Source organism: Sporanaerobacter acetigenes DSM 13106, assembly GCF_900130025.1.
In the GTDB taxonomy this organism is placed as follows: domain Bacteria; phylum Bacillota; class Clostridia; order Tissierellales; family Sporanaerobacteraceae; genus Sporanaerobacter; species Sporanaerobacter acetigenes.
In genome coordinates this window covers 1-20,942 of the sequence record NZ_FQXR01000016.1, presented here as the reverse complement: position 1 = coordinate 20,942, position 20,942 = coordinate 1, and the positions used below count along the sequence as shown (strand labels likewise).

The following is a 20,942-nucleotide window of genomic DNA, read 5'->3' as shown; positions in this document are numbered from 1 at the left end:
ATCGTAGGGAGGAAATTTATGTTCAAGATAATAAAGGAGCTTAAACCATTTAGCATATTTATAATTATAATAATAGTTCTGCTTTTAGCTCAGGCTATGACAGACCTTGCTCTTCCTGATTATATGTCAAATATAGTCAATGTAGGAATACAGCAAAAGGGTATTGAAAGAGCTGTACCTGATGTAATTAGAGTTAGTGAAATGGATAAGTTAAAGATATTTTTAACTGAAGAAGAAAATAAATTGGTTGATAGAAATTATAAACTAATAAGCAAAGAGAATTTAACTAAAGAAGAATATAATAACTATTTAAAGAAGTATAAGGCATTAGAAAATGAAAGTTTATATATACTTGATACTTCAAACGAAGAAGATATTGAGAAGATAAATTCCTTTTTGGGAAAAGCCATACTTAGTAAATATGGTGTAGAAAAAGGTGCACTTAAACAAGCTATGCCAAATTTGCCTGAAGGAACAGATCCTTTTATGGCACTTAAAAGTTTACCTAAAGAGCAATTGGATATGTTAAAAGCTGAAATGGATAAGCAGTTTAAGGATATTCCTCAATCAATAGTAATCCAATCTGCTATAAATTATATAAAGCTTGAATATGAGGCTGTAGGAATAGATATGAACAACATTCAGTCTAATTATATTCTATCTACTGGTGGAATAATGTTACTTATTGCCTTATTGGGAATGATTGCTTCTGTAATTGTAGGATTTTTAGGTGCGAGAGTTTCTGCTTCTCTTGGTAGAAATCTAAGGGATAAGGTGTTTAAAAAGGTTACATCTTTTTCAGATGCAGAGTTTGACAATTTTTCAACTGCATCTCTTATAACTAGAAGTACCAATGATATACAACAAGTGCAATTGTTTGTGATGTTGTTATTGAGGCTAGTATTTTATGCTCCAATACTTGGAGTTGGTGGAGTAATAAGAGCTCTTAATACAAATACCTCTATGGCTTGGATAGTAGGAGTTGGAGTTGTAGCTATACTTATACTTGTGGGAACTCTTTTTGCTGTTGCCATGCCAAAGTTCAAAAAGGTTCAAAAGTTTGTTGATAAGGTAAATCTAGTAATGAGGGAATCTCTTAATGGAATGATGGTAATAAGGGCTTTTAACACACAGCAAACTGAAGAAGAGAAGTTTGATAATGCAAACAAGGATTTAACTAAAACCCATTTATTTGTTTCGAGGATAATGACTGTAATGATGCCAACCATGATGCTTATAATGAATGGTATAATGCTTTTAATAATATGGGTGGGAGCTCATGAAATAGATAAAGCTAATATACAGGTTGGAGATATGATGGCATTTATGCAATATGCAATGCAGATAATTATGTCTTTCCTTATGATATCTGCAGTTTCATTGATACTTCCAAGGGCTTCAGTATCAGCTCAGAGAATAGGTGAAGTATTAGATGAAGAGATTACAATTAAAGATCCTGAAAGTCCAAAACAATTAAATGATGATATAGAAGGGTCAATAGAATTTAAAAATGTTTGCTTTAAATATCCAGGAGCAGAAGAATATGTTCTTAAAGATATATCCTTTACTGCAAAACCTGGAGAGACTACTGCCTTTATAGGAAGTACAGGAAGTGGTAAATCTACACTGATCAATTTAATCCCTAGATTTTATGATGCTACAAGTGGAGTGATTCTTCTTGATGGGGTAGATATTAGAGATATGACTCTTCATGATGTTAGAGAACAAATAGGATATGTTCCTCAAAAGGGAGTATTATTTACTGGAACTATAGAAAGCAATTTAAAATATGGGAAAAATTCCGAAGTAAGTAATGAGGATGTACTAAAAGCTATAGAAATAGCTCAAGCTAAAGAATTTGTTGAGGAAAAGGAAAAAGGAATATTATCTGAGGTAGCCCAAGGTGGAACCAATGTATCTGGAGGTCAAAAACAAAGGCTTTCCATTGCAAGGGCATTGGCTAAGAAACCAAAGGTATTAATATTTGATGATAGTTTTTCAGCTCTTGATTTTAAGACAGATGCTGAACTTAGAAAGGCGATTAATACGGAGATTAAAAATAGAACAATGCTCATAGTAGCTCAGAGAATAAATACGATAAAGAATGCAGAGAAGATTATTGTTTTAGATGAAGGGAAAATAGTAGGAATAGGGACTCATAGGGAATTGTTAACAAAATGTGAAGTTTATAAGCAAATTGCCTTATCACAGCTATCGGAGGAGGAACTTGCATATGAGTAAAGATAACAATACAAATAGAAGACCAATGGGACCGGGACCAAAGGGTCATGGACCTATGGCTGGAAAGTTTGAAAAGCCAAAGGATTTTAAAGGAACCTTCTCTAAGCTTCTCAACTATTTAAAACCATATAAAGTGAAACTAATCATAGTAATAATATTTGCTATAGGAAGTACTATTTTCTCAATAGTAGGGCCTAAAATACTTGGAAAGGCAACAACTAAGATATTTGAAGGATTGATATCAAAAGTATCTGGCGGTGAAGGAATTGACTTTTCCTATATAAAAAATATAATCTTAACTTTAATAGGATTATATCTATTGTCTGCATTGTTTTCTTATATACAAGGTTTTATAGTGACTGGGGTTTCTCAAAAGGTATCTTACAAATTAAGAAAAGAAATATCACAAAAGGTAAATAGACTACCTCTTAAATATTTTGATAAAGTAAGTCATGGAGAAGTGCTATCTAGAGTTACTAATGATGTGGATACAGTAAGTCAATCATTAAATCAAAGTTTAAGCCAGATAATAACATCAGCTACTACATTAGTAGGTGTACTCATTATGATGTTGTCTATATCTTGGCAGATGACTATTGTTGCACTTTTGATATTACCTATATCAATGATTGTAGTAATGGGAGTAGTTAAGAGAAGTCAAAGATATTTCAAGGCACAGCAAAAGTCCCTTGGGGAAGTTAATGGACATATAGAGGAAGTATATGGTGGACACAATATAATGAAAGCTTTCAATGCTAAGGAACAAGTAATTTCTGAATTTGAAGATATTAATAATGAACTTTATGATTCTGCTTGGAAAGCTCAGTTTTTATCAGGTTTAATGATGCCTATCATGACTTTTGTTGGGAATTTAGGTTATGTTGCAGTTTCAATATTAGGTGGATGGCTTGCTATTAAAAAGACCATAGAGGTAGGAGATATACTTTCCTTTATTCAGTATATAAGAAGCTTTACTCAGCCAATAACTCAAGTGGCTCAAATAAGTAATGTATTGCAATCTACTATGGCCGCTGCTGAAAGGGTATTTGAATTTTTAGGTGAAGAAGAGGAAGCTACAGAATCTCAAACACCTATTAAACTGAAAGAAGTAGAGGGAAGAGTAACTTTTGAAAATGTTAAATTTGGTTACAATGAAGATAAAATTATAATAAAGGATTTTTCAGAAGACATTAGCTCGGGGCAAAAAATTGCCATCGTTGGACCTACTGGAGCAGGAAAGACTACCATAGTTAAACTTCTCATGAGATTTTATGATTTAAATGGTGGTAGAATACTTCTAGATGGTCATGATATAGTGAATTTTTCTAGAAGTGATTTGAGAAGTAATTTTGGTATGGTTTTGCAGGATACATGGCTTTTCAGTGGTACTATAATGGAAAATATAAGATATGGAAGGCTAGATGCGACAGATGAAGAAGTAATAAGAGCAGCAAAATTAGCTCATGCTCATAGATTTATAACCACTTTACCAGATGGATATGATATGGTTATAAACGAAGAGGCAAACAATATATCCCAAGGACAGAAACAGCTTCTTACTATAGCAAGGGCAATTTTATCCAATCCAAAGGTGCTTATATTAGATGAAGCTACATCTTCAGTGGATACTAGAACTGAAATACTTATACAGAAGGCTATGGCAAATCTTATGAAAGGGAAAACAGCTTTTATCATTGCTCATAGACTTTCAACTATAAGAGATGCAGATTTGATATTAGTCATGAAGGATGGAGATATAGTAGAACAGGGTAATCATGAAGAACTTCTAGCAAAGGGTGGATTTTATTATTCACTTTACAATAGCCAGTTTGAAGATGTAGAAGTATCTTAAAATAGCATGTGATAGTAGGGACAGCAAAATATTTTTGTGATACAATTGAATTATGATGAATATGAGGTAGGGAGAGAGGCGAGTATGAGAGATAAGGGAGAAAACATATTTACTAAAAATTATATAATAGTTTTATTAGCACTTCTAAGCTGCTTGTTGTGGGGAAGTGCTTTTCCTTCTATCAAAATAGGGTACAAGTTATTTTCTATAGGTGATGATGATACTTTTGCAAAAATAATATTTGCAGGATTTAGATTTTTCTTATCTTCTATGATGATATTTTTATTTTGTCTAGGGACAAAGAGGACACTGAAAGTGAAAAATTCAGATCTACGTAAATTAGTTTTACTGGGTCTAATACAAACTGCAATACAATATACTTTTTTTTATATCGGACTTTCAAATACCAGTGGAACAAAAGGGTCTATACTAGCTAGTACTAGCACATTTTTTGCTGTTATATTGGCGCATTTCTTTTATGAGGAAGATAAATTGGATATAAGGAAAATAATAGGGGTAGTGTTGGGATTTATAGGGGTATCCATTGTAAATATGAGTGGCAATGGTATTCATGGAGGATTTACTTTTACAGGAGATGGATTTGTTATAATTTCAAGTTTAATGGGAGCATTGGGAGGGATATATACTAAAAAAATTGCAAAAGATATGGATCCTTTTGTCGTATCAGGATATCAATTATTTATAGGTTCTTTATTTTTAATAGTGGCAGGACTTTTAGGAGGAGAAAGGGGACTTGTTTCTACTCCAGAAGGCTATGGATTGCTTCTATATTTAGCATTTATATCTGCAGCAGCATTTTCCATGTGGACAATTTTGCTTAAATACAATGGTGTTGGTAAGATTAGTATATATAAGTTCAGCATACCTATATTTGGCGTATTTCTTTCTTACATCTTTCTTGGAGAAAGACTATTGGGAACAAATGTGTTATTGTCAATTATATTAGTTTCAGCAAGTATTATATTGATAAATAAAGAAAAATTTATTATTTCACATGATACAAATAAAATTATTTTTTGCAATATGAAAGATAAAAAATAAACAAATTAACTAGAGAAATTAATGAGCTGATTAATCAATCAAAGGGTACAAAGTAGAAACAAATTTGTTTTTGCCTTGTATCCTTATTTTTTATGAATTCTTGCCTTTTTTCATTTCTAAATTGTCTAATAAGTGTAAAGGCTTTACAAAATCAATTTGTAAAGGAGGAGAAGTGTTTGCAAGATGTAAAAGAGGAGAAGTGTTCACAGGAACTTTTTGAACAGGAATACAGAAAGATAGATAAATCGTTGTATTTGGTCGCAATCGGTTATTTGCACAACGGCGAGGATGCTAAGGACGCCGTTTCGGAAGCGGTGTTATCTGCCTATCAATCATTTAACAAATTAAAACACAAGCAATATTTTAAAACTTGGCTGACGCGTATTGTTATCAATGAGTGTAAGAATTCCTTAAAAAAGAAAAGATATACCGAGGAACTCAACGATAATATAAATGCGTTTTATGATATGCCAACAGATGACCTTGAAATAATGGATGCAATATGTAAATTAAATCCAAAGCATACACCATATATAACATTGCGCTTTTACAATGATATGACCTATGCTGAAGTGGCAAAAACACTCCATCAACCTGTTTCAACCGTGAGGTACAAAACTAAAATTGCATTGGGCGAATTAAAAAATTTATTGGAAGGGGATGTCTTATAGTGAATGAATTTGAAAAAAAGCTATACTTGCACGGTAAAAGTGTAAAGGAGCACATTGTATCACCTGTTAGTATTGAAAGGAAGGATTTTTTTGAAATGAAAAGTACCAAAAAAGTAAGTGCAAGATTTATATTGGTGACGGCGGTAATTGTGGTGTTAGGTGCTACAACCGTACTTGCCGCAACAAATTCAAGTTTTCAAGAGTTATTAAGTCAGTTAAATCCCATTGATAGGCACTATGTTCAGCCAATTGAGTTAAGTTGTATTGACAATGGTATAAAGATGGAAGTTGTGGCAGTTGGAGCGTATGGAAACAGACTTAAGGCTTATATTACAATGCAAGATATTGAAGGAAAACGCCTTAATGAAACATCAGAATTTTATATTAACGCAAAAGCTGACGGTGGTGTTCTCGGCGGCGGAGCAGAAAATGCTTATTATGACAAAGACAGTGGGTTATGGACTGTTTTATACAAAACTGTTCCAAGTTCTGCTTTGGCAAAAAGCGGGAAAGTCACATTTAGTATGGAAGAAATCCAGTCTAATCCTCAAATTTATAACGGCCAAGAATATGATATCAATTTAACCCAAGTAAATAAGAATCCTAAGATCGTGCAAGTAAGCAGAAATGGTGATATAGGTGTTAGCGCTACCGTTTCTCAAAATGGGAATGTAGCAATGTCCCTTCTAAAGCCAAACGAAATAATTAAGACATTCCCTAAAATTGATTATTGCAAAATTACTAATATGGGCATTATAGACGGCAAACTACATTTACAGGTTTGGAGGGACTCAACAGTCAAACCCTTTTCCAACATTTACCTTATCGATAAAAAGGGTCAGTTAATACAGGAAATTGATAGAGCTTTCTTTGCAGTTGACAAAAACAACAAAATCGATAGAATTCTAAGCATTGCTGATGAAAATGGTAAGATTGTAAAAAATGAGGGAATACCAGAGCATTATGAATATACAGAATATATTTATGATATTGATATTAATAATATTGAAGACTATACACTTACTGGGGAATTCACGAAATTTGATGAAATAGATGGAAATTGGCAGGTAACGGCTGAATTTGATTCCAAAAAGGATATTATTGAGATTAATAAACAAATGGACATTGATGGACTTGGTATTGATAAAATAGTAATAACACCGTTTGGCATAGATTTTTCAGGAAGCAAGTATACTTATGACGCTGAGAACTTTGATGTGCGAGTATATAGAAATAATGAGAGTGTACAGCTTAAATGGGGAGGAGGAGTTGGTTTTTCTAACGATGGAAAGTATGAGGCTATTCTGTTTGATAGCCCTAAGCCCATTGATACATCATCTATTAATTCAATAAGTATAAATGGAAGAACGATCCCCATAACAAAAAGGTAATAGTCCTTACTTTTTCAAGGTGGTAAACCTCTGTTTTCAATCACAGAAAACATGGATGGAACAGGGTTTACCTTTTTTGTTTTTGGAATAAAGAAATGTTCGCAAAACCATATAACATTAGAGTTCAGCTCAAACGGTCCCTGCTGGTTGTATTATATTTGTTATGATATAATGTACTAAAAAGTTGGTAAGGTGGAATAGGTAGAAGGGGGGGTAGCATGGCTAATGAGAATGATTCAAGAATACTTATTGTAGAAGATGATACAAATATCAATAATTATATTTTTGAAAGTCTTTCAGTTAATAATTATAATTGTAAACAGGCTTTTTCTGGGACAGAAGCTTTGATTTATTTAGGGAAATATGATTTTGATATTATTTTGCTTGATTTAATGCTTCCAGGAATTTCAGGGGAACAATTAATATCAGAAATAAAGAATTTGACGGACTCCTCTATCATTGTTATTTCTGCGAAGGATGAATTGGAAAGCAAAGTCGATGTATTAATGTTAGGAGCAGATGATTATCTCACAAAGCCCTTTAAAATAGAAGAATTAAAGGCTAGAATGTTTGTACAATTAAGAAATAAAAACAAGAAAGTGTATAATAAATTGATGAAATATAAAAATCTGACACTAGATAAATCTTTGCATAAGGTAATGATTGAAAATCATGAAGTGGATTTAACTCCACAAGAATTTAAAATTTTAGAATTATTATTAAACTTTCCCAGTAGAGTGTTTTCAAAGCAAGATATCTATGATTTTGCTTGGGACGAATACTTTGAAGGAGAAGATAAAACAGTAAATGTACATATTAGTAATATAAGAAAAAAATTCAAAGAGTATTCAGATGAAGAATATATAGAAACAGTTTGGGGAATAGGATTTCGGTTAAGCAAATAAATCTTTAACAATTCTTTAATCTTTATTTTCGAATTATTAAACTTTTTCTTTTATAATGTAAGTGATTATAAGAGAAGGAGGTTAAAAAATGGATTATTTACTTTCAGTTCAAAACTTATCAAAAAAATATAGCAATCAATTTGCCATTAATAATATAAGCCTGAATTTAAAAAAAGGCGAAATTTATGGGCTAATTGGGAAAAATGGAGCAGGAAAAACTACTCTTTTAAAGATTATATCAGGATTAGTGAAACCTAGCAATGGAGACGTTGCTTTATTTGATTATAGTGGGGCTAGCAGGAAAAAGGTTTTATCAAGAATAGGTACATTGATAGAGGCTCCTGGACTATATTCAAATTTAACGGCATATGACAACTTGAAGTTAAAGTGTTTATGCTTAGGGATAAATGATCCTAAATATATTGGTTCTATTTTAGAAATTGTTGGGCTAGAAGGGGAGTCAAACAAAAAGGTAAAACAATATTCTTTAGGAATGAAACAGAGATTAGGAATTGCCATGGCATTAGTAGGAGAACCAGATTTATTATTATTAGATGAACCTATAAATGGATTAGATCCACAGGGGATAAAGGATGTTAGAGATATTGTATTGAAACTCAACAAAGAGTATGGGATAACAATGATAATTTCAAGTCATATTTTGGATGAATTGTTAAAGATCGTTGATAGGTTTGGAATAATCAATGATGGAAGGCTATTAAAAGAAATATCAAAGGCTGAGCTTAAGGAAATATGTTGCAATCATATTGAAATAAATATAGAAGAACCTAAAAAAGCAATTGTAGTCCTAGACAAATTAGGATTTAACAATTACAAGGTAATAGATAATCATACGATAAATATTTATGAAAGATTAAATGATAGTGGATTAATCTCAATGGAATTATATAAGAATGATATTTCCATTAACAGCATTTCTATAGAATCTATTTCCATAGAGGATTATTTTATTCATTTAACGGGAGGGAATATTGATGAACAATCTAATTAGAATGGATTTTTATCGTATGAGAAAAAGTAAAACCACATGGATTATTTTGATGTTTTTGATATTAATGATGTTTGCCTCCATTTATATGTCTTATTCAGATATAGAGTATTATAAGAACAATCCATCTGCATTAGAAAATCTAAAATCATCTTCGGAGGAAGTTAATTGGGGAATATATATAGGAAGTGTTTCGCCAAAGTGGTGCGAAGATAATAAAGTTCCCATTGATGGATTAATCAAAATAAATATTCAGAGCAAAATTGTATTAATGTTTTTGGTCGTGTTTGTTGTGGGTTTTGTAAGTAAAGAAAATACTTCTGGTTTTATTAAAAATATTGCAGGACAAGTATCAAATCGTGGATTTATATTGTTGTCTAAAATGATTATCGTAGGGATATATTCATTAATTTTATTGGCAGTAGCAACTGTAACAATATTTGTAAGTAGTAAGATATTGTTTGGATATGTTTTTGTGGAGGATTTAGGATTGTTGGTAAAATATATTGTTTATCAATGGATATTACATGTGGCATTTGGATCATTTATGATATTTTTAATTACACTTTTAAAAAATGAAATTGCAAGTTTATTGATAGGAATTTTAGTTTCTGCTGGTATACTACAAATTGTTGATGCTTTCATAAAATCAAATAAAAAAAGTATAATGTACTTTTTAAATTCAGGAAACATTGGACGATTAAGTTTGGGAGATTGTAGACCATTACTTATAGCGGTTGTTTCAATGACAATATATATGGCAATTAGTATGTATGTCATCAATAATAGAGATATTCAATAAGGAGAGTATTAGGATGAAGTTTGCGTTAATTATTATCATTATTATTTTATTTATTGCTATATTATATTTATATAATTATCGGAAACAAGTTCGTTCTATTACTGAACAATTAAAATTTATTATTTCACATGATACAAATAAAATTATTTTTTGCAATATGAAAGATAAAGAAATAAACAAATTAGCTAGAGAAATTAATGAATTGATCAATCAATCAAAGAATTTAAAAAAGGAATATGTAAATAAAGATATTTATTTAAAAAACACTTTAACAAGCTTATCTCATGATATAAGAACGCCATTAACTTCGTTAGATGGCTATATTCAATTGCTAAAAGTAAGCGATGATTTGAACAAAAAGGATTATTATACGGATATATTACAAGATAGGGTAAATGTCTTAAATTACATGATTGAGAATTTGTTTATATATTCAAAACTTCAAAATCAAACATTTCATTTAGAATTAGAAACATGTGATTTAAAGAAAATTTTAGTTAATACAATTTTTCAATACTATGAAGAATTTGAAAAAGAAAACATTGATTTATCAATTGAATTCAATGAAGATGAAGATTATTCTATTGTTTCAAATGAAATAGCTTTGATTAGAATTATACAAAATATCATTAAAAATATCTTAGAACATGCTAGAGATAGTGCGGCAATAGCAATGTCAAAAGTAAACAATGAAATCATATTAGAATTTAAAAATGGATTTGACATCAGTGATAAGATTGATTCAAATAGAATCTTTGATTTGTTTTATAAAAGTGATTCGGCAAGAAGTAAAAGTTCTAGTGGTATAGGGTTGGCTGTTGTAGATGAATTAGTTAGACAAATTAAGGGAAATATCAAATGCGAAATAAATGGGACTGAATTTAGTTTGATACTAGCATTTATTAAAAGCTCATGATGAAGATATATAAGTATTAATTGAGAAAATCAATACCTGAAGGATTCTCCTTATAGTGAAAAGCTTGAGTTTCTAGGGGTAAGCATTATTGTATAGTTTGTTATGAGAGAATTCTTCAGCAAAGGAAGATAAAGTTTCTAAATATGTTGAAAGAATAATTTGTATGATAGGATGGTGATTCATGGATGATGGAAGTAAAGTTTTATGAAACAGTTGACGATAGTCTTTTAAAGTTTGCTGTAATTGTTGGAAAGGCATAATTGGAGGTGAAAAGATAATGAGTAAAATTAAAAGGTTTTTATTGATTGTTATGATTATCCTTATAATATTTTCAATGATTGGCTGTGATACAAAGGAAGGTGGAACTACATCTACAACAGGAGGAATAGATACTCCGAAAGAGAAGATAGGACAAACAGACTTTTCAAGCAAGGCGGATTGGGAAAGTTACCTTTCAGAAGAGAAATATAATCGAAATGTTTTAGATATTAAGACACCAAATGAGTATAAAATTTATATAGAGTTTGATCCAATACAGAAAAAGTACATAGGCAAGCAATCGGTTAAGTATATAAATAATGAAGATGTATCTTTAAGTGAAATATACTTCCACATTTATCCCAATGCATTCAAGGAAGATAGTACAACACCTTATTCTTCAGATTCCTATATCGGAGGTTTTAATTCAGGCTTAATTAACGTTACAAAAGTCATGGTGGAAGGTAAAAAGATTAAATACTCAATACTTGGTGATGACAGCACATTATTGAAAATACCTATGAAATCAGCTCTTGTTCCTGGAAAATCTGTAGAAATTTACATGGAATATGAAGTTATACTTCCTAATGCAGAAGAACGCTTTGGTTATGGAGACAACACGTTTCAAATAGGAAACGGCTATCCCATTGCAGCAGTATATGATAGCAGAAAGTGGAATATTGATTCGTATTACTCCATGGGAGACCCTTTTTACAGTGATATTAGCAACTATAGTGTTACTATTAAGGCACCAAAAGATTATATTATAGCTTGTTCTGGGAAAATTCTTTCGGAAGAAGTTCAGGGAGAAAGTAAAGTTTGGAATGTGGAAGCAAAACTTATGAGGGATTTTGCTTGGGCCGCGAGTCAGGATTTTATTATTCAAGAAAAGGTTATAGATGGAGTATTGGTCAAGAATTATCTATTGCCAAATAGTGAGACAATTAATACTGAGGCAGCAGAATTAGCATATAAATCTGTAGAGGTCTACAATAAAATATTCGGAAAGTATCCTTATGAGGTATTATCTGTTGTAACTGCTGATGCAACTGGTATGGAGTATCCTGGAATGGTGTTTGTGTGGAAGAGTAACAAATTAAATGATAAAAGTCTTGAAACTACAATTATTCATGAAGTAGCTCATCAATGGTGGTATGGAGTGGTAGGGAATAACCAGATATATGAGGCTTGGTTGGATGAATCCTTTGCCATATATGCAGAGAAACTTTTCTATGATGAAGTCTATGGAGAGGAGCAAGGGGAGAAATACTATGATGAAATTGTTGATATCTATAAAAATAGGATTGGCGATAGTGGTAAAAAAGAATTGATTTTGATGCCAACTTATATGATAGAAGATGGGAATGAGTATACTGGTTTATTGCTCAAAGGAGCTATGTTTTTACATGAAATTGAAAAAGATTTAGGGAAGGATAAATTTTATAATATTTTAAACACTTATTACGAAAAATATAAATTTTCCATTGCTACGACGAGGGACTTTATTGATGTATGCGAAGAGTTAGCAGAAAGAAAATATGAAGAAGATATAAATAATTGGTTTTTTGGAGTAAAAAAGAAAGATTAATGTGAAGGATTTTCCTTCAACATATTTTTGTGATAAAATTGTATCATAACAAATATGAAGGAGTGAATATATGGGAGCATATAATGAACCAATAATAACAATAAGAGGATTAAAAAAAAGTTTTGGTACTAAAAAGGTGTTAAAGGGAATAGATTTAGATGTTTATAGTGGACAAATCATAGGATATATTGGGCCAAATGGTGCTGGGAAAAGTACTACAGTTAAGATAATGCTAGGGCTTATTGAACAATATACAGGGGAAGTAAAAATATTTGGACAAAATATATCAAGCGGGAATGTAGAATACAAGAAAAAAATAGGCTATGTTCCTGAAATAGCAGATATATATGACAATTTAACAGGAAGAGAATATTTAACTTTCATAGGAGAACTTTATGGCCTTGACATAGATGTAGCTGATAAAAAGGCAGAGAAACTAATGGAATTGTTCAGTCTAAAAGATGTATATAATTCAAGAATTTCTTCTTACTCAAAGGGTATGCGACAAAAGGTAGTCATAATATCAAGTTTATTGAACAATCCAGATATACTATTTTTAGATGAACCTTTGAGCGGTATGGATGCAAATAGTGTTATGGTTTTCAAAGAAGTATTGGCAGAATTGGCTTCTAAAGGGAAAACCATATTTTATTCTTCTCATATAATGGAGGTAGTTGAAAAGATAAGTAGTAGAATAGTCCTTATAAATGATGGACAAGTTGTTGCAGATGGGAGCTTTGATGAACTAAAAGAAAAGTCTATGGAAGGTTCATTGGAAGGAATATTTAACGAACTTACTGGATTCAATGAACACAAAGAAATTGCAGAAGAAATTGTATCCGTAGTTCAAGAGGTGGAAATATGAAAGACTTTAAGATACTAAAATTCCTAGATAAGTTTAAACCCATATTTGAAAAATTTGGAGTAGACTATTGTATTATGAGAAAAATACTTCAAGTTAAGCTTATGTTAGATGAAAGAAGAGTTCCTACAGTAATGAAAAATAATACTTCTAAAAAGAAGAGTGAAGAAGGAAATAGCATTGTAAAATCTCTGTGGTTTTATATATTGCTAGGATTGATGTTAGTTCCTTTTGTTATTATGAAAGAAAATTATCTATTTCAAATGAGTTTTCTATTTGGAATATTGATGTTTATGATGATGACTATTTTGATTTCAGATTTTTCATCTGTACTATTAGATTTAAGAGACAAAGACATCATTTTGTCAAAGCCAGTAGATGGGAAAACCCTAAGTGCGGCAAAGATTGTGCATATATTGATATATATGTTTTATATAACATTTTCTTTTACAGGACCAGCACTTCTTGTATCACTATTTAGACATGGATTTTTATTTTTTATAATATTTTTATTGGAAATAATTCTTATGGATTTGTTGATAGTAGCCTTAACTGCTTTATTGTACTTGTTGATACTTAAGTTTTTTGATGGTGAAAAGCTTAAAGATATTATCAACTATGTACAAATAATATTGTCCATAGCACTATCTGTAGGTTATCAACTTATAGGAAGGTTATTTAATTTTAGTGATGTTATGAATATTGATTTTGTTCCCAAGTGGTGGCAGTACTTAATTCCATCTATGTGGTTTGGAGGTCCTTTTGAGTTGATAGTAGGTATAAATCATAGTTCTTCTATGATATTGTTTTCAGCATTAGCTTTGATAGTTCCTATACTATCCATAATAATATATGTAAAGCTTACACCTTCATTTGAAAGTAATTTGCAGAAATTGAACAATAGCAGTGGAAATGTGAAAGTTAGGGATAGAGGATTAAATTTCTATTTATCAAATATATTTTGTAGAACTAAAGAAGAAAGAACGTTTTTTAGATTTGCTACCAATATGATGAAAAAAGAAAGAAATTTTAAGCTTAAAACCTATCCTTCATTGGGAATTTCTTTGGTTTTTCCCTTTATATTTTTGTTGTCAATGGCAAAAGATGAAGGATGGGCAAATATAGCCAATAGCAAGATGTACTTTAATATATATTTTGTTGTCCTTATGATACCAACCATACTTATGGTCATAGGTTATTCAGATAAGTATAAAGGTGCTTGGATTTATAAGTTTCTGCCTTTTACTGAGGCAAAAGATATATTTAAAGGTACTTTAAAAGCTTTTGTTATTAATCTTTTACTTCCTATGTATGTTTTCGAAAGTATAGTATTCATGATTATATTTAAAGGAAAAATAGCCTTAGATTTGATCATAGCATTTTTAAATATAATACTATTTATCGTGATTTGCTTTAAATGCATGAAAAAGACTTTACCTTTTTCTGAACCTTTTGAAGTTGTAAGTCAGAGTCAGGGATTTATTGTTATACCATTGTTTTTAGTTATAGCGGCTTTGGCTGGGGTTCACTATGGGGCTACAAAAATTGACTATGGAAGATATATCTATATACTTATATTAGTCATAGCAAATATATTTGCATGGAATAAGGCATTTAATATATCTATAGAAACTATGTAGGGGAGACCTGTGGTCTCCCGCTTTTCTTATTATTTTTTCAATTTAACAATATTGTTAAATACTTCTTTATTTTCTCTTATCTTATGTTCATTGCCTAGTACGCATAGATAATCTTGTTTCATTGTATCTTCAAGAATAGGTGATAGAGCCCTTATATCTTCAAGTTTTGTGTTTAATACTTCATCTCTTGTTTTTTGTACTTCTCCTTGACTTATATTAGAAATATATCTGACAGTTGCTATTTGACCCTTCATGTGAGGAGTCAAAGCTGGATCTAGACGACTTATAGTTCCTATGATGAATGTTGTTAAATCGGAATCATCTAGACTTAAGTTCTTAATATAATCTGCCATATTGTCATAAGCCTCTATAGTTTCCTTAAGATTAGGATCTCTATAGGAGTAAGTAATTACATGGCCAGCGCTATCAAAGGATATACCTGCACCATAAGCTCCACCTCTTGCTCTTATCCTATTGTGAAGATAATCGCCATTTAGTATAGTAGCTAGGACAATCATACTGCCATTGTAGTTGTAGCCAAGTTTTTTGAAATTGTAACCCTTTGACACATATTGAACATTGCCGGCAGAAAGTATTCCTTCATTTAATTTTTCTTCAGAAAAATTAAATTCTTTATTTTTTATTTCTTCTTTATTGAGTTCTTTTGTTACAACTTTTAGATTATCTTTGACAATAGCGAAATCTTCCTTATCTCCAGTAAAGGATACAATTAAATTATTTATATTAAAGATCTTTTTGTATACTTCATCAAGATTGGACATGATTTCTTCACAATTTTCATCAAAGTTTTCTAGGATATCTGAAAGGAACCAGTAGAAATCTAGCCCATTTATCTTGTCCATATATCTCATAATTGGTGAGAAGTAGGAACCAACTCTTACAGAAGCTACAGAATGTCCCATATCAAATATGATCATTTCTATTCTTGATTTCAACTGTTGAAGTAGTTCTTTAACTCGTTTTTTATCTTCTAATTTACTTTCTGTAATCAATGTATTTGTAAGTTCTAATAGTTTAGCTATATTGTTCCCTATAGCCTTGCCACTTATGATAAATTTAGGATGGAAAACTTCACTATTTTTATTTTTCCCGTAGGCATTTACATTGAAATTGATTCCACCAGTATTTACATAGATTTCATTTGAAAGTTCAGAATAAGTCATGCTTTCTGTATCCATCTTTCCTAAAATCCAAGCTAATACATTTGTATATGGAATCAATTCCTCATCAATCATAGATATATCAAAATAAAAGTCCACATAGGCAATCTTACTAGTGAAGATATCATGATAAAGTATAGTGTAGTTTTCATCTTTGATTATTTCCTGAGGAATAATTAAAGCTTTAGGTTCTACATCAGATATTGAAAGTTTTGGGATTGTAGCTTTGGTTTCTTCAGTATCATCTGACAATTGGATTGTTTTAAGTTTTTCATTTTGTGCAATTAATTTCTCTATATCTTTTTCAGTAAGAGATTTTTTATAATCAGCTAGTTTTTCTTTTGTTTTCTCAATTTTTTCTTCTCCCAATCCTTTTTTAGGTTCTATGATGACTATAGAACTATGGAGGTTGTTTATGATTTTTTCTTCAATAAAATTTTCAAAGTAACCATTATCTATAGTAGCTCTTATTTTATTTATGGTTTCATCATATTGTAGGTGAGTTGTAGGGCTACTATCATACAACCAGCTATCCAAGGACTGTATATTATATATAAGGCCTTTAGTTGCGAAATTTTCAGCTTCTCGTAGATTGTATTCAATTATATTTATACAAGCTTGAATTAGTTTTTTATCGATGCCTTCCTTAACCAATTTGTTCAAAGTATCAAAAACTATTTTTTCAAATTCTTCTTTTTTATCTAAGGATGTGTTTTTTGCAACAATGCCAAAACCTAGTTGTACACCATCTGTGATTATTGGGAATATATCTTCTCCTATTCCAGCATCGATCAATGCTTTTTTAAGGGGAGCAGCTTGAGATTCTATTAACAATTGACTCAATATATTGCTCATTAAATAGGTTTCTGAATCTGTTTTTTCTCCCAATACGAAGTTTAAACTTAAATAAGTACGATTTTCTTCATTTTCATCACTTGAAATGGGGTAGTAGTCTACTATTTCGTTTCTAGATGTAAAAGGTTTTTGAGGATGAATATGGGAATCTACTTCTATTTTATCAAATTTTGATAGATAGTTTTCGTCTATAAATTTAAGTTGTTTTTGTATATCTCCATTTCCATATAGATATATGTAGCTATTGGAAGGATGATAGAATTTTTTATGAAAAGCTAAAAAAGCTTCATAGCTAAGTTCTGGAATAACATCAGGGTTTCCACCGGAAGAATATCTATAACAAGTATCTGGATAAAGTGATTTACTTATATTTTCTTCTAGAATTGCCTCAGGAGATGAATAGGCGCCTTTCATTTCATTATAAACAACACCTTTATATTCTATATCATCTTCATTTTCAAACAATTCATGATGCCAACCTTCTTGCATAAATATTTCAGGCTTTTCATATATACTAGGATAAAAAACCGCATCTAAATAGACATCCATCAAGTTGAAGAAATCCTTTTCGTTTCTACTTGCTATAGGATATATTGTCTTGTCTGCAAAGGTCATAGCATTGATAAAGGTTTGTAATGAACCTTTTAACATGTCCATGAAAGGTTCTTTGGTTTTGTACTTTTTAGAACCAGATAGAACGCTGTGTTCTATTATATGAGGAACCCCTGTACTATCTGATGGTGGAGTTCTAAATCCAATTGAAAAAACTTTGTTGTCATCATTATTTTCTAAATGGAGCAATTGTGCACCTGATTTTTCATGCTCAAAAATTCTTGCAATTGACTGTATTTCTTTTATTTCATACTCATCTACTAAATTAAATCCAAAGTAAGTTTTACCAATTTTAAAAGTCAAATTAAGACCCCCTTTAATATAAATTGTGCAATAATCACTATTATAACATATATGACAGGTTACAGTTTTATAAATTCAGGACAAGCATACTAGTAGTTATCAAAAGCTTACAATGTGCTATAATATGTGTTATAAATAATAAATAGGTGAAATTATGAATAATAAAAAATTAATAATCATTAGATATTTTATATTGGCCACTTTGATATTTAGCATTGTAGGATATAAAGAAAATGTAGATGTTTATACTGTTATTTCGGTACTTATATTTATCATAAATAATCAAATTAGATTTTTTATTTTTAAGGATAAAAAATATATAATATTTATATCTTTGATGTTAGAATGGATTGTGTCTTATTTTTGTTATAAAAATTATGGTGGATTAGTTTTTTCTTATATGTGCATAGGAATAATTGATGGAGTTTTTCTCCTAAAAGGAAAGTTATCATACATATCTATTGGACTAGCTATGCTTACTACAGGGCTAATGAGCAGAAATTTAAATATTAATGAAATTACTTTAAATGTAGCATCTCTTATTACTTTGGCCATATTATCAAATTACGTAAAAGATAAAAATGATAGATTGATAAAAACTGAAGAACTATATGATAAATTGAGAATTTCTGAAGAACAATTAAGAAAGGCAAATAGCGAATTAGAAATCTATACAAACTCTATAAAAGAACTAGCTATACTTAGGGAGAGAAATAGAATATCTAGAGAAATTCATGATAGTGTGGGACATAGTTTATCTACTATAATAATACAATTAGGGGCTATAGAGAAAATTGCCCAAGAAGATGGAAACATGGCTTCTGATATGGCAAAAAATTTAAGTGGGTTTGCTAAGGATGGGTTAAATGAAATAAGGACTGCTTTAAGGGAATTAAAACCTAGGGAGTTTGAAAAATATGAAAGTATAATAGCTATTGAAGATTTAACAAAGGAATTCAGTAAGCTTACAGGAGTAGATGTAAAGCTAGGGTTTACAAAAGAAAAGTGGCCTTTAAATGGGGGGCAATCATTTGTAGTTTATAGAATAGTTCAGGAGTTTCTTTCTAATTCCGTTCGTCATGGGAAAGCAACTAAGGTAAATATATTTATGAATTTTAATGAGGATGATTTAATCCTTACCCTTAAAGATAATGGACAAGGTGCTGATAATTTGGAAAAAGGTATGGGACTTACCAACATTTATGAACGGGTAAATGAATTAGGTGGACAAGTTGATTATGATACCCAAAAAGATAAAGGATTTTTATTGAGAGTGGTATTAAAATTGGACAAAAGTTTAGTATTCTAGGAGAGAGTTATGGATAAGACAAAAATTTTAATTGTAGATGATGAAAAGTTAATAAGGGATGGCCTTAAAATAATCTTATCTACTTATGAGGATATTGAGGTTGTAGGATTGTGTGAAGATGGTAGAGAAGCTTTGGAATTTTGCAGGAAGACAAATGTTGATGTAATACTTATGGATATTAGAATGCCGAAATGTGATGGGGTATTAGGAACTAAAATCATTAAAGAAGAGTTTGAAGATATAAAAATTCTAATATTAACTACCTTTAACGACACAGAATATATTCATGAGGCCTTAAAATATGGAGCAACAGGATACCTTTTAAAGGATAGTTCCTATGATTTAATATATGAGGGAATAAAGGCTTCATTAAAGGGAAGTGTAGTAGTTCATCCACAGGTAGCAAACAAGATGATGTCCCATGTAGCTAATGAGAAAGATTATACCAAGGAGATAGAAAAATACAATCTTACGGAAAAGGAGATAGCTTTGATAAAAGAAATAGCAAAAGGACTTACAAATAAAGAAATAAGTGAAAAGCTATTTCTTTCAGAAGGTACTATAAAAAACAATATTAGCACAATACTATCAAAACTAGCTCTAAGAGATAGGACTCAAGTAGCTATTTTTGCATTCAAAACTGGATTAGTTGAATAAAAAGAATTTTCTACCCTTTTACATTTTAATACCAAAAATTTCTCTACAGTTACTTATAATTTTATCTTTTAACTCTTCTTGTCCAAATGCTTCACATAAAACTATGGATGTTTCAAGCGATTTCTTATATTCTATTTTATTCAATTTATATTGAGCAATTCCTTTCCCATAGTATAGAATACTTAATCCATTAAAATCTCCTATTTCTTGACAAGCATCAATTCCCATATTAGAAAACTTCAATGCTTTTTCAAAGTTTTTATTTCTTCTGTAAACTCCAGCTAAGTTGTGACACAGTTTAGGATACATTTCATCATTAGAATCTACTGAGCTTATACAAAATTCCATTATTTCTTGATATTTGTCTTTATGTCCTAATCCGTTTAATACAAAAGCTATATTCATAAGTATTCTTATTTCGATAGAAGAATATATAAATGAATTATAATTATCAAGAGAGAAATCAGGAATAGTTATTTTAATTGCTTCAATTAATTTATTAAGGGATTCATCATTATCATTATTATTTTTATATAAAATAACGGCATGGGTAAGTAAAATTAACTGTTCTATAAGTTTTTTATAAAATGGACTTTTGATATGTTTGATACAATTGTTTAATTCTTCAAGTTCAATATATAATGTATCAAATTCATCCCCATCAAATTTTCTTTCTAATCTATTTTTAATTTCATAAAAATAAGAACAATCATCTATTCTATATTTTAGAAACATAGCATTTAAATCTTGCTTATATGCAAGGGATAATAATTCTAGAGTTTCAAATTTTGGTATGACTTTGCCAAGTTCAATTCTTCTAATAGTTTC

At 30.4% G+C, this 20,942-nt stretch carries 16 protein-coding genes; 14 read left to right on the top strand and 2 right to left on the bottom strand.

What is annotated here, in order from left to right; all coding sequences use genetic code 11:
• Nucleotides 1-18 precede the first annotated feature (18 nt).
• From BUA21_RS12165 to BUA21_RS12110, 12 genes are all read left to right on the top strand, one after another.
• Nucleotides 19-2,241, top strand: coding sequence for an ABC transporter ATP-binding protein (locus BUA21_RS12165; protein ID WP_072745111.1), 2,223 nt, complete (start codon nucleotides 19-21; stop codon nucleotides 2,239-2,241).
• On the top strand, nucleotides 2,234-4,093 hold the full coding sequence (locus tag BUA21_RS12160) for an ABC transporter ATP-binding protein (RefSeq protein ID WP_072745110.1): 1,860 nt from the start codon (nucleotides 2,234-2,236) through the stop codon (nucleotides 4,091-4,093). Before BUA21_RS12165 ends, BUA21_RS12160 begins: the two co-directional genes overlap by 8 nt.
• An 84-nt stretch (nucleotides 4,094-4,177) precedes the next feature.
• Nucleotides 4,178-5,155: a DMT family transporter gene (locus BUA21_RS12155; protein ID WP_072745109.1), complete on the top strand. Its 978-nt coding sequence runs from the start codon at nucleotides 4,178-4,180 to the stop codon at nucleotides 5,153-5,155.
• A gap of 176 nt (nucleotides 5,156-5,331) precedes the next feature.
• Nucleotides 5,332-5,826, top strand: coding sequence for a sigma-70 family RNA polymerase sigma factor (locus tag BUA21_RS12150; RefSeq protein WP_072745108.1), 495 nt, complete (start codon nucleotides 5,332-5,334; stop codon nucleotides 5,824-5,826).
• The gene (locus tag BUA21_RS12145) at nucleotides 5,826-7,217 is read left to right on the top strand and encodes a hypothetical protein (RefSeq protein WP_072745107.1); all 1,392 of its coding nucleotides are present in this window, start codon (nucleotides 5,826-5,828) and stop codon (nucleotides 7,215-7,217) included. Before BUA21_RS12150 ends, BUA21_RS12145 begins: the two co-directional genes overlap by 1 nt.
• Nucleotides 7,218-7,435: 218 nt before the next feature.
• Nucleotides 7,436-8,122 carry a response regulator transcription factor gene (locus BUA21_RS12140; protein ID WP_072745106.1) on the top strand — a complete coding sequence of 229 codons (687 nt, stop codon included), beginning with the start codon at nucleotides 7,436-7,438 and terminating at the stop codon, nucleotides 8,120-8,122.
• A gap of 88 nt (nucleotides 8,123-8,210) precedes the next feature.
• On the top strand, nucleotides 8,211-9,134 hold the full coding sequence (locus tag BUA21_RS12135) for an ATP-binding cassette domain-containing protein (RefSeq protein WP_072745105.1): 924 nt from the start codon (nucleotides 8,211-8,213) through the stop codon (nucleotides 9,132-9,134).
• Nucleotides 9,118-9,933: an ABC transporter permease subunit gene (locus BUA21_RS12130; RefSeq protein ID WP_072745104.1), complete on the top strand. Its 816-nt coding sequence runs from the start codon at nucleotides 9,118-9,120 to the stop codon at nucleotides 9,931-9,933. The genes BUA21_RS12135 and BUA21_RS12130 overlap by 17 nt, the downstream gene beginning before the upstream one ends.
• A gap of 13 nt (nucleotides 9,934-9,946) precedes the next feature.
• Nucleotides 9,947-10,849: a sensor histidine kinase gene (locus BUA21_RS12125; RefSeq protein WP_072745103.1), complete on the top strand. Its 903-nt coding sequence runs from the start codon at nucleotides 9,947-9,949 to the stop codon at nucleotides 10,847-10,849.
• A gap of 277 nt (nucleotides 10,850-11,126) precedes the next feature.
• Nucleotides 11,127-12,695, top strand: coding sequence for a M1 family metallopeptidase (locus tag BUA21_RS12120; protein ID WP_084604289.1), 1,569 nt, complete (start codon nucleotides 11,127-11,129; stop codon nucleotides 12,693-12,695).
• Nucleotides 12,696-12,765: 70 nt separating this feature from the next.
• Nucleotides 12,766-13,560, top strand: a complete 795-nt coding sequence (locus tag BUA21_RS12115) for an ABC transporter ATP-binding protein (protein WP_072745101.1) — start codon at nucleotides 12,766-12,768, stop codon at nucleotides 13,558-13,560.
• On the top strand, nucleotides 13,557-15,197 hold the full coding sequence (locus BUA21_RS12110; RefSeq protein WP_072745100.1) for a hypothetical protein: 1,641 nt from the start codon (nucleotides 13,557-13,559) through the stop codon (nucleotides 15,195-15,197). The genes BUA21_RS12115 and BUA21_RS12110 overlap by 4 nt, the downstream gene beginning before the upstream one ends.
• A 29-nt stretch (nucleotides 15,198-15,226) precedes the next feature.
• On the opposite strand, the gene BUA21_RS12105 is transcribed toward BUA21_RS12110, so the two are convergent.
• Nucleotides 15,227-18,148 carry an insulinase family protein gene (locus tag BUA21_RS12105; RefSeq protein WP_072745099.1) on the bottom strand — a complete coding sequence of 974 codons (2,922 nt, stop codon included), beginning with the start codon at nucleotides 18,146-18,148 and terminating at the stop codon, nucleotides 15,227-15,229.
• Between the two features lie 154 nt (nucleotides 18,149-18,302).
• On the opposite strand from BUA21_RS12105, the gene BUA21_RS12100 reads away from it, so the two are divergent.
• On the top strand, nucleotides 18,303-19,457 hold the full coding sequence (locus tag BUA21_RS12100; protein WP_072745098.1) for a sensor histidine kinase: 1,155 nt from the start codon (nucleotides 18,303-18,305) through the stop codon (nucleotides 19,455-19,457).
• A 9-nt stretch (nucleotides 19,458-19,466) separates the two neighbouring features.
• Nucleotides 19,467-20,114 (top strand): response regulator transcription factor, encoded by a 648-nt coding sequence (locus tag BUA21_RS12095; protein ID WP_072745097.1) that lies wholly within the window; start codon nucleotides 19,467-19,469, stop codon nucleotides 20,112-20,114.
• 18 nt (nucleotides 20,115-20,132) lie between these two features.
• Here the strand turns inward: BUA21_RS12095 and BUA21_RS14765 are convergent.
• Nucleotides 20,133-20,942 (bottom strand): tetratricopeptide repeat protein (locus BUA21_RS14765; RefSeq protein WP_084604288.1); only part of this gene is annotated, 810 nt, incomplete at its 5' end.

What these genes read in the sequence shown, in the direction of transcription:
- BUA21_RS12165 (WP_072745111.1), top strand. Translation starts at nt 19, where the DNA reads ATGTTCAAGATAATAAAGGAGCTTAAACCATTTAGCATATTTATAATT.
- BUA21_RS12160 (WP_072745110.1), top strand. Translation starts at nt 2,234, where the DNA reads ATGAGTAAAGATAACAATACAAATAGAAGACCAATGGGACCGGGACCA.
- BUA21_RS12155 (WP_072745109.1), top strand. Translation starts at nt 4,178, where the DNA reads ATGAGAGATAAGGGAGAAAACATATTTACTAAAAATTATATAATAGTT.
- BUA21_RS12140 (WP_072745106.1), top strand. Translation starts at nt 7,436, where the DNA reads ATGGCTAATGAGAATGATTCAAGAATACTTATTGTAGAAGATGATACA.
- BUA21_RS12135 (WP_072745105.1), top strand. Translation starts at nt 8,211, where the DNA reads ATGGATTATTTACTTTCAGTTCAAAACTTATCAAAAAAATATAGCAAT.
- BUA21_RS12130 (WP_072745104.1), top strand. Translation starts at nt 9,118, where the DNA reads ATGAACAATCTAATTAGAATGGATTTTTATCGTATGAGAAAAAGTAAA.
- BUA21_RS12125 (WP_072745103.1), top strand. Translation starts at nt 9,947, where the DNA reads ATGAAGTTTGCGTTAATTATTATCATTATTATTTTATTTATTGCTATA.
- BUA21_RS12120 (WP_084604289.1), top strand. Translation starts at nt 11,127, where the DNA reads ATGAGTAAAATTAAAAGGTTTTTATTGATTGTTATGATTATCCTTATA.
- BUA21_RS12115 (WP_072745101.1), top strand. Translation starts at nt 12,766, where the DNA reads ATGGGAGCATATAATGAACCAATAATAACAATAAGAGGATTAAAAAAA.
- BUA21_RS12110 (WP_072745100.1), top strand. Translation starts at nt 13,557, where the DNA reads ATGAAAGACTTTAAGATACTAAAATTCCTAGATAAGTTTAAACCCATA.
- BUA21_RS12100 (WP_072745098.1), top strand. Translation starts at nt 18,303, where the DNA reads ATGAATAATAAAAAATTAATAATCATTAGATATTTTATATTGGCCACT.
- BUA21_RS12095 (WP_072745097.1), top strand. Translation starts at nt 19,467, where the DNA reads ATGGATAAGACAAAAATTTTAATTGTAGATGATGAAAAGTTAATAAGG.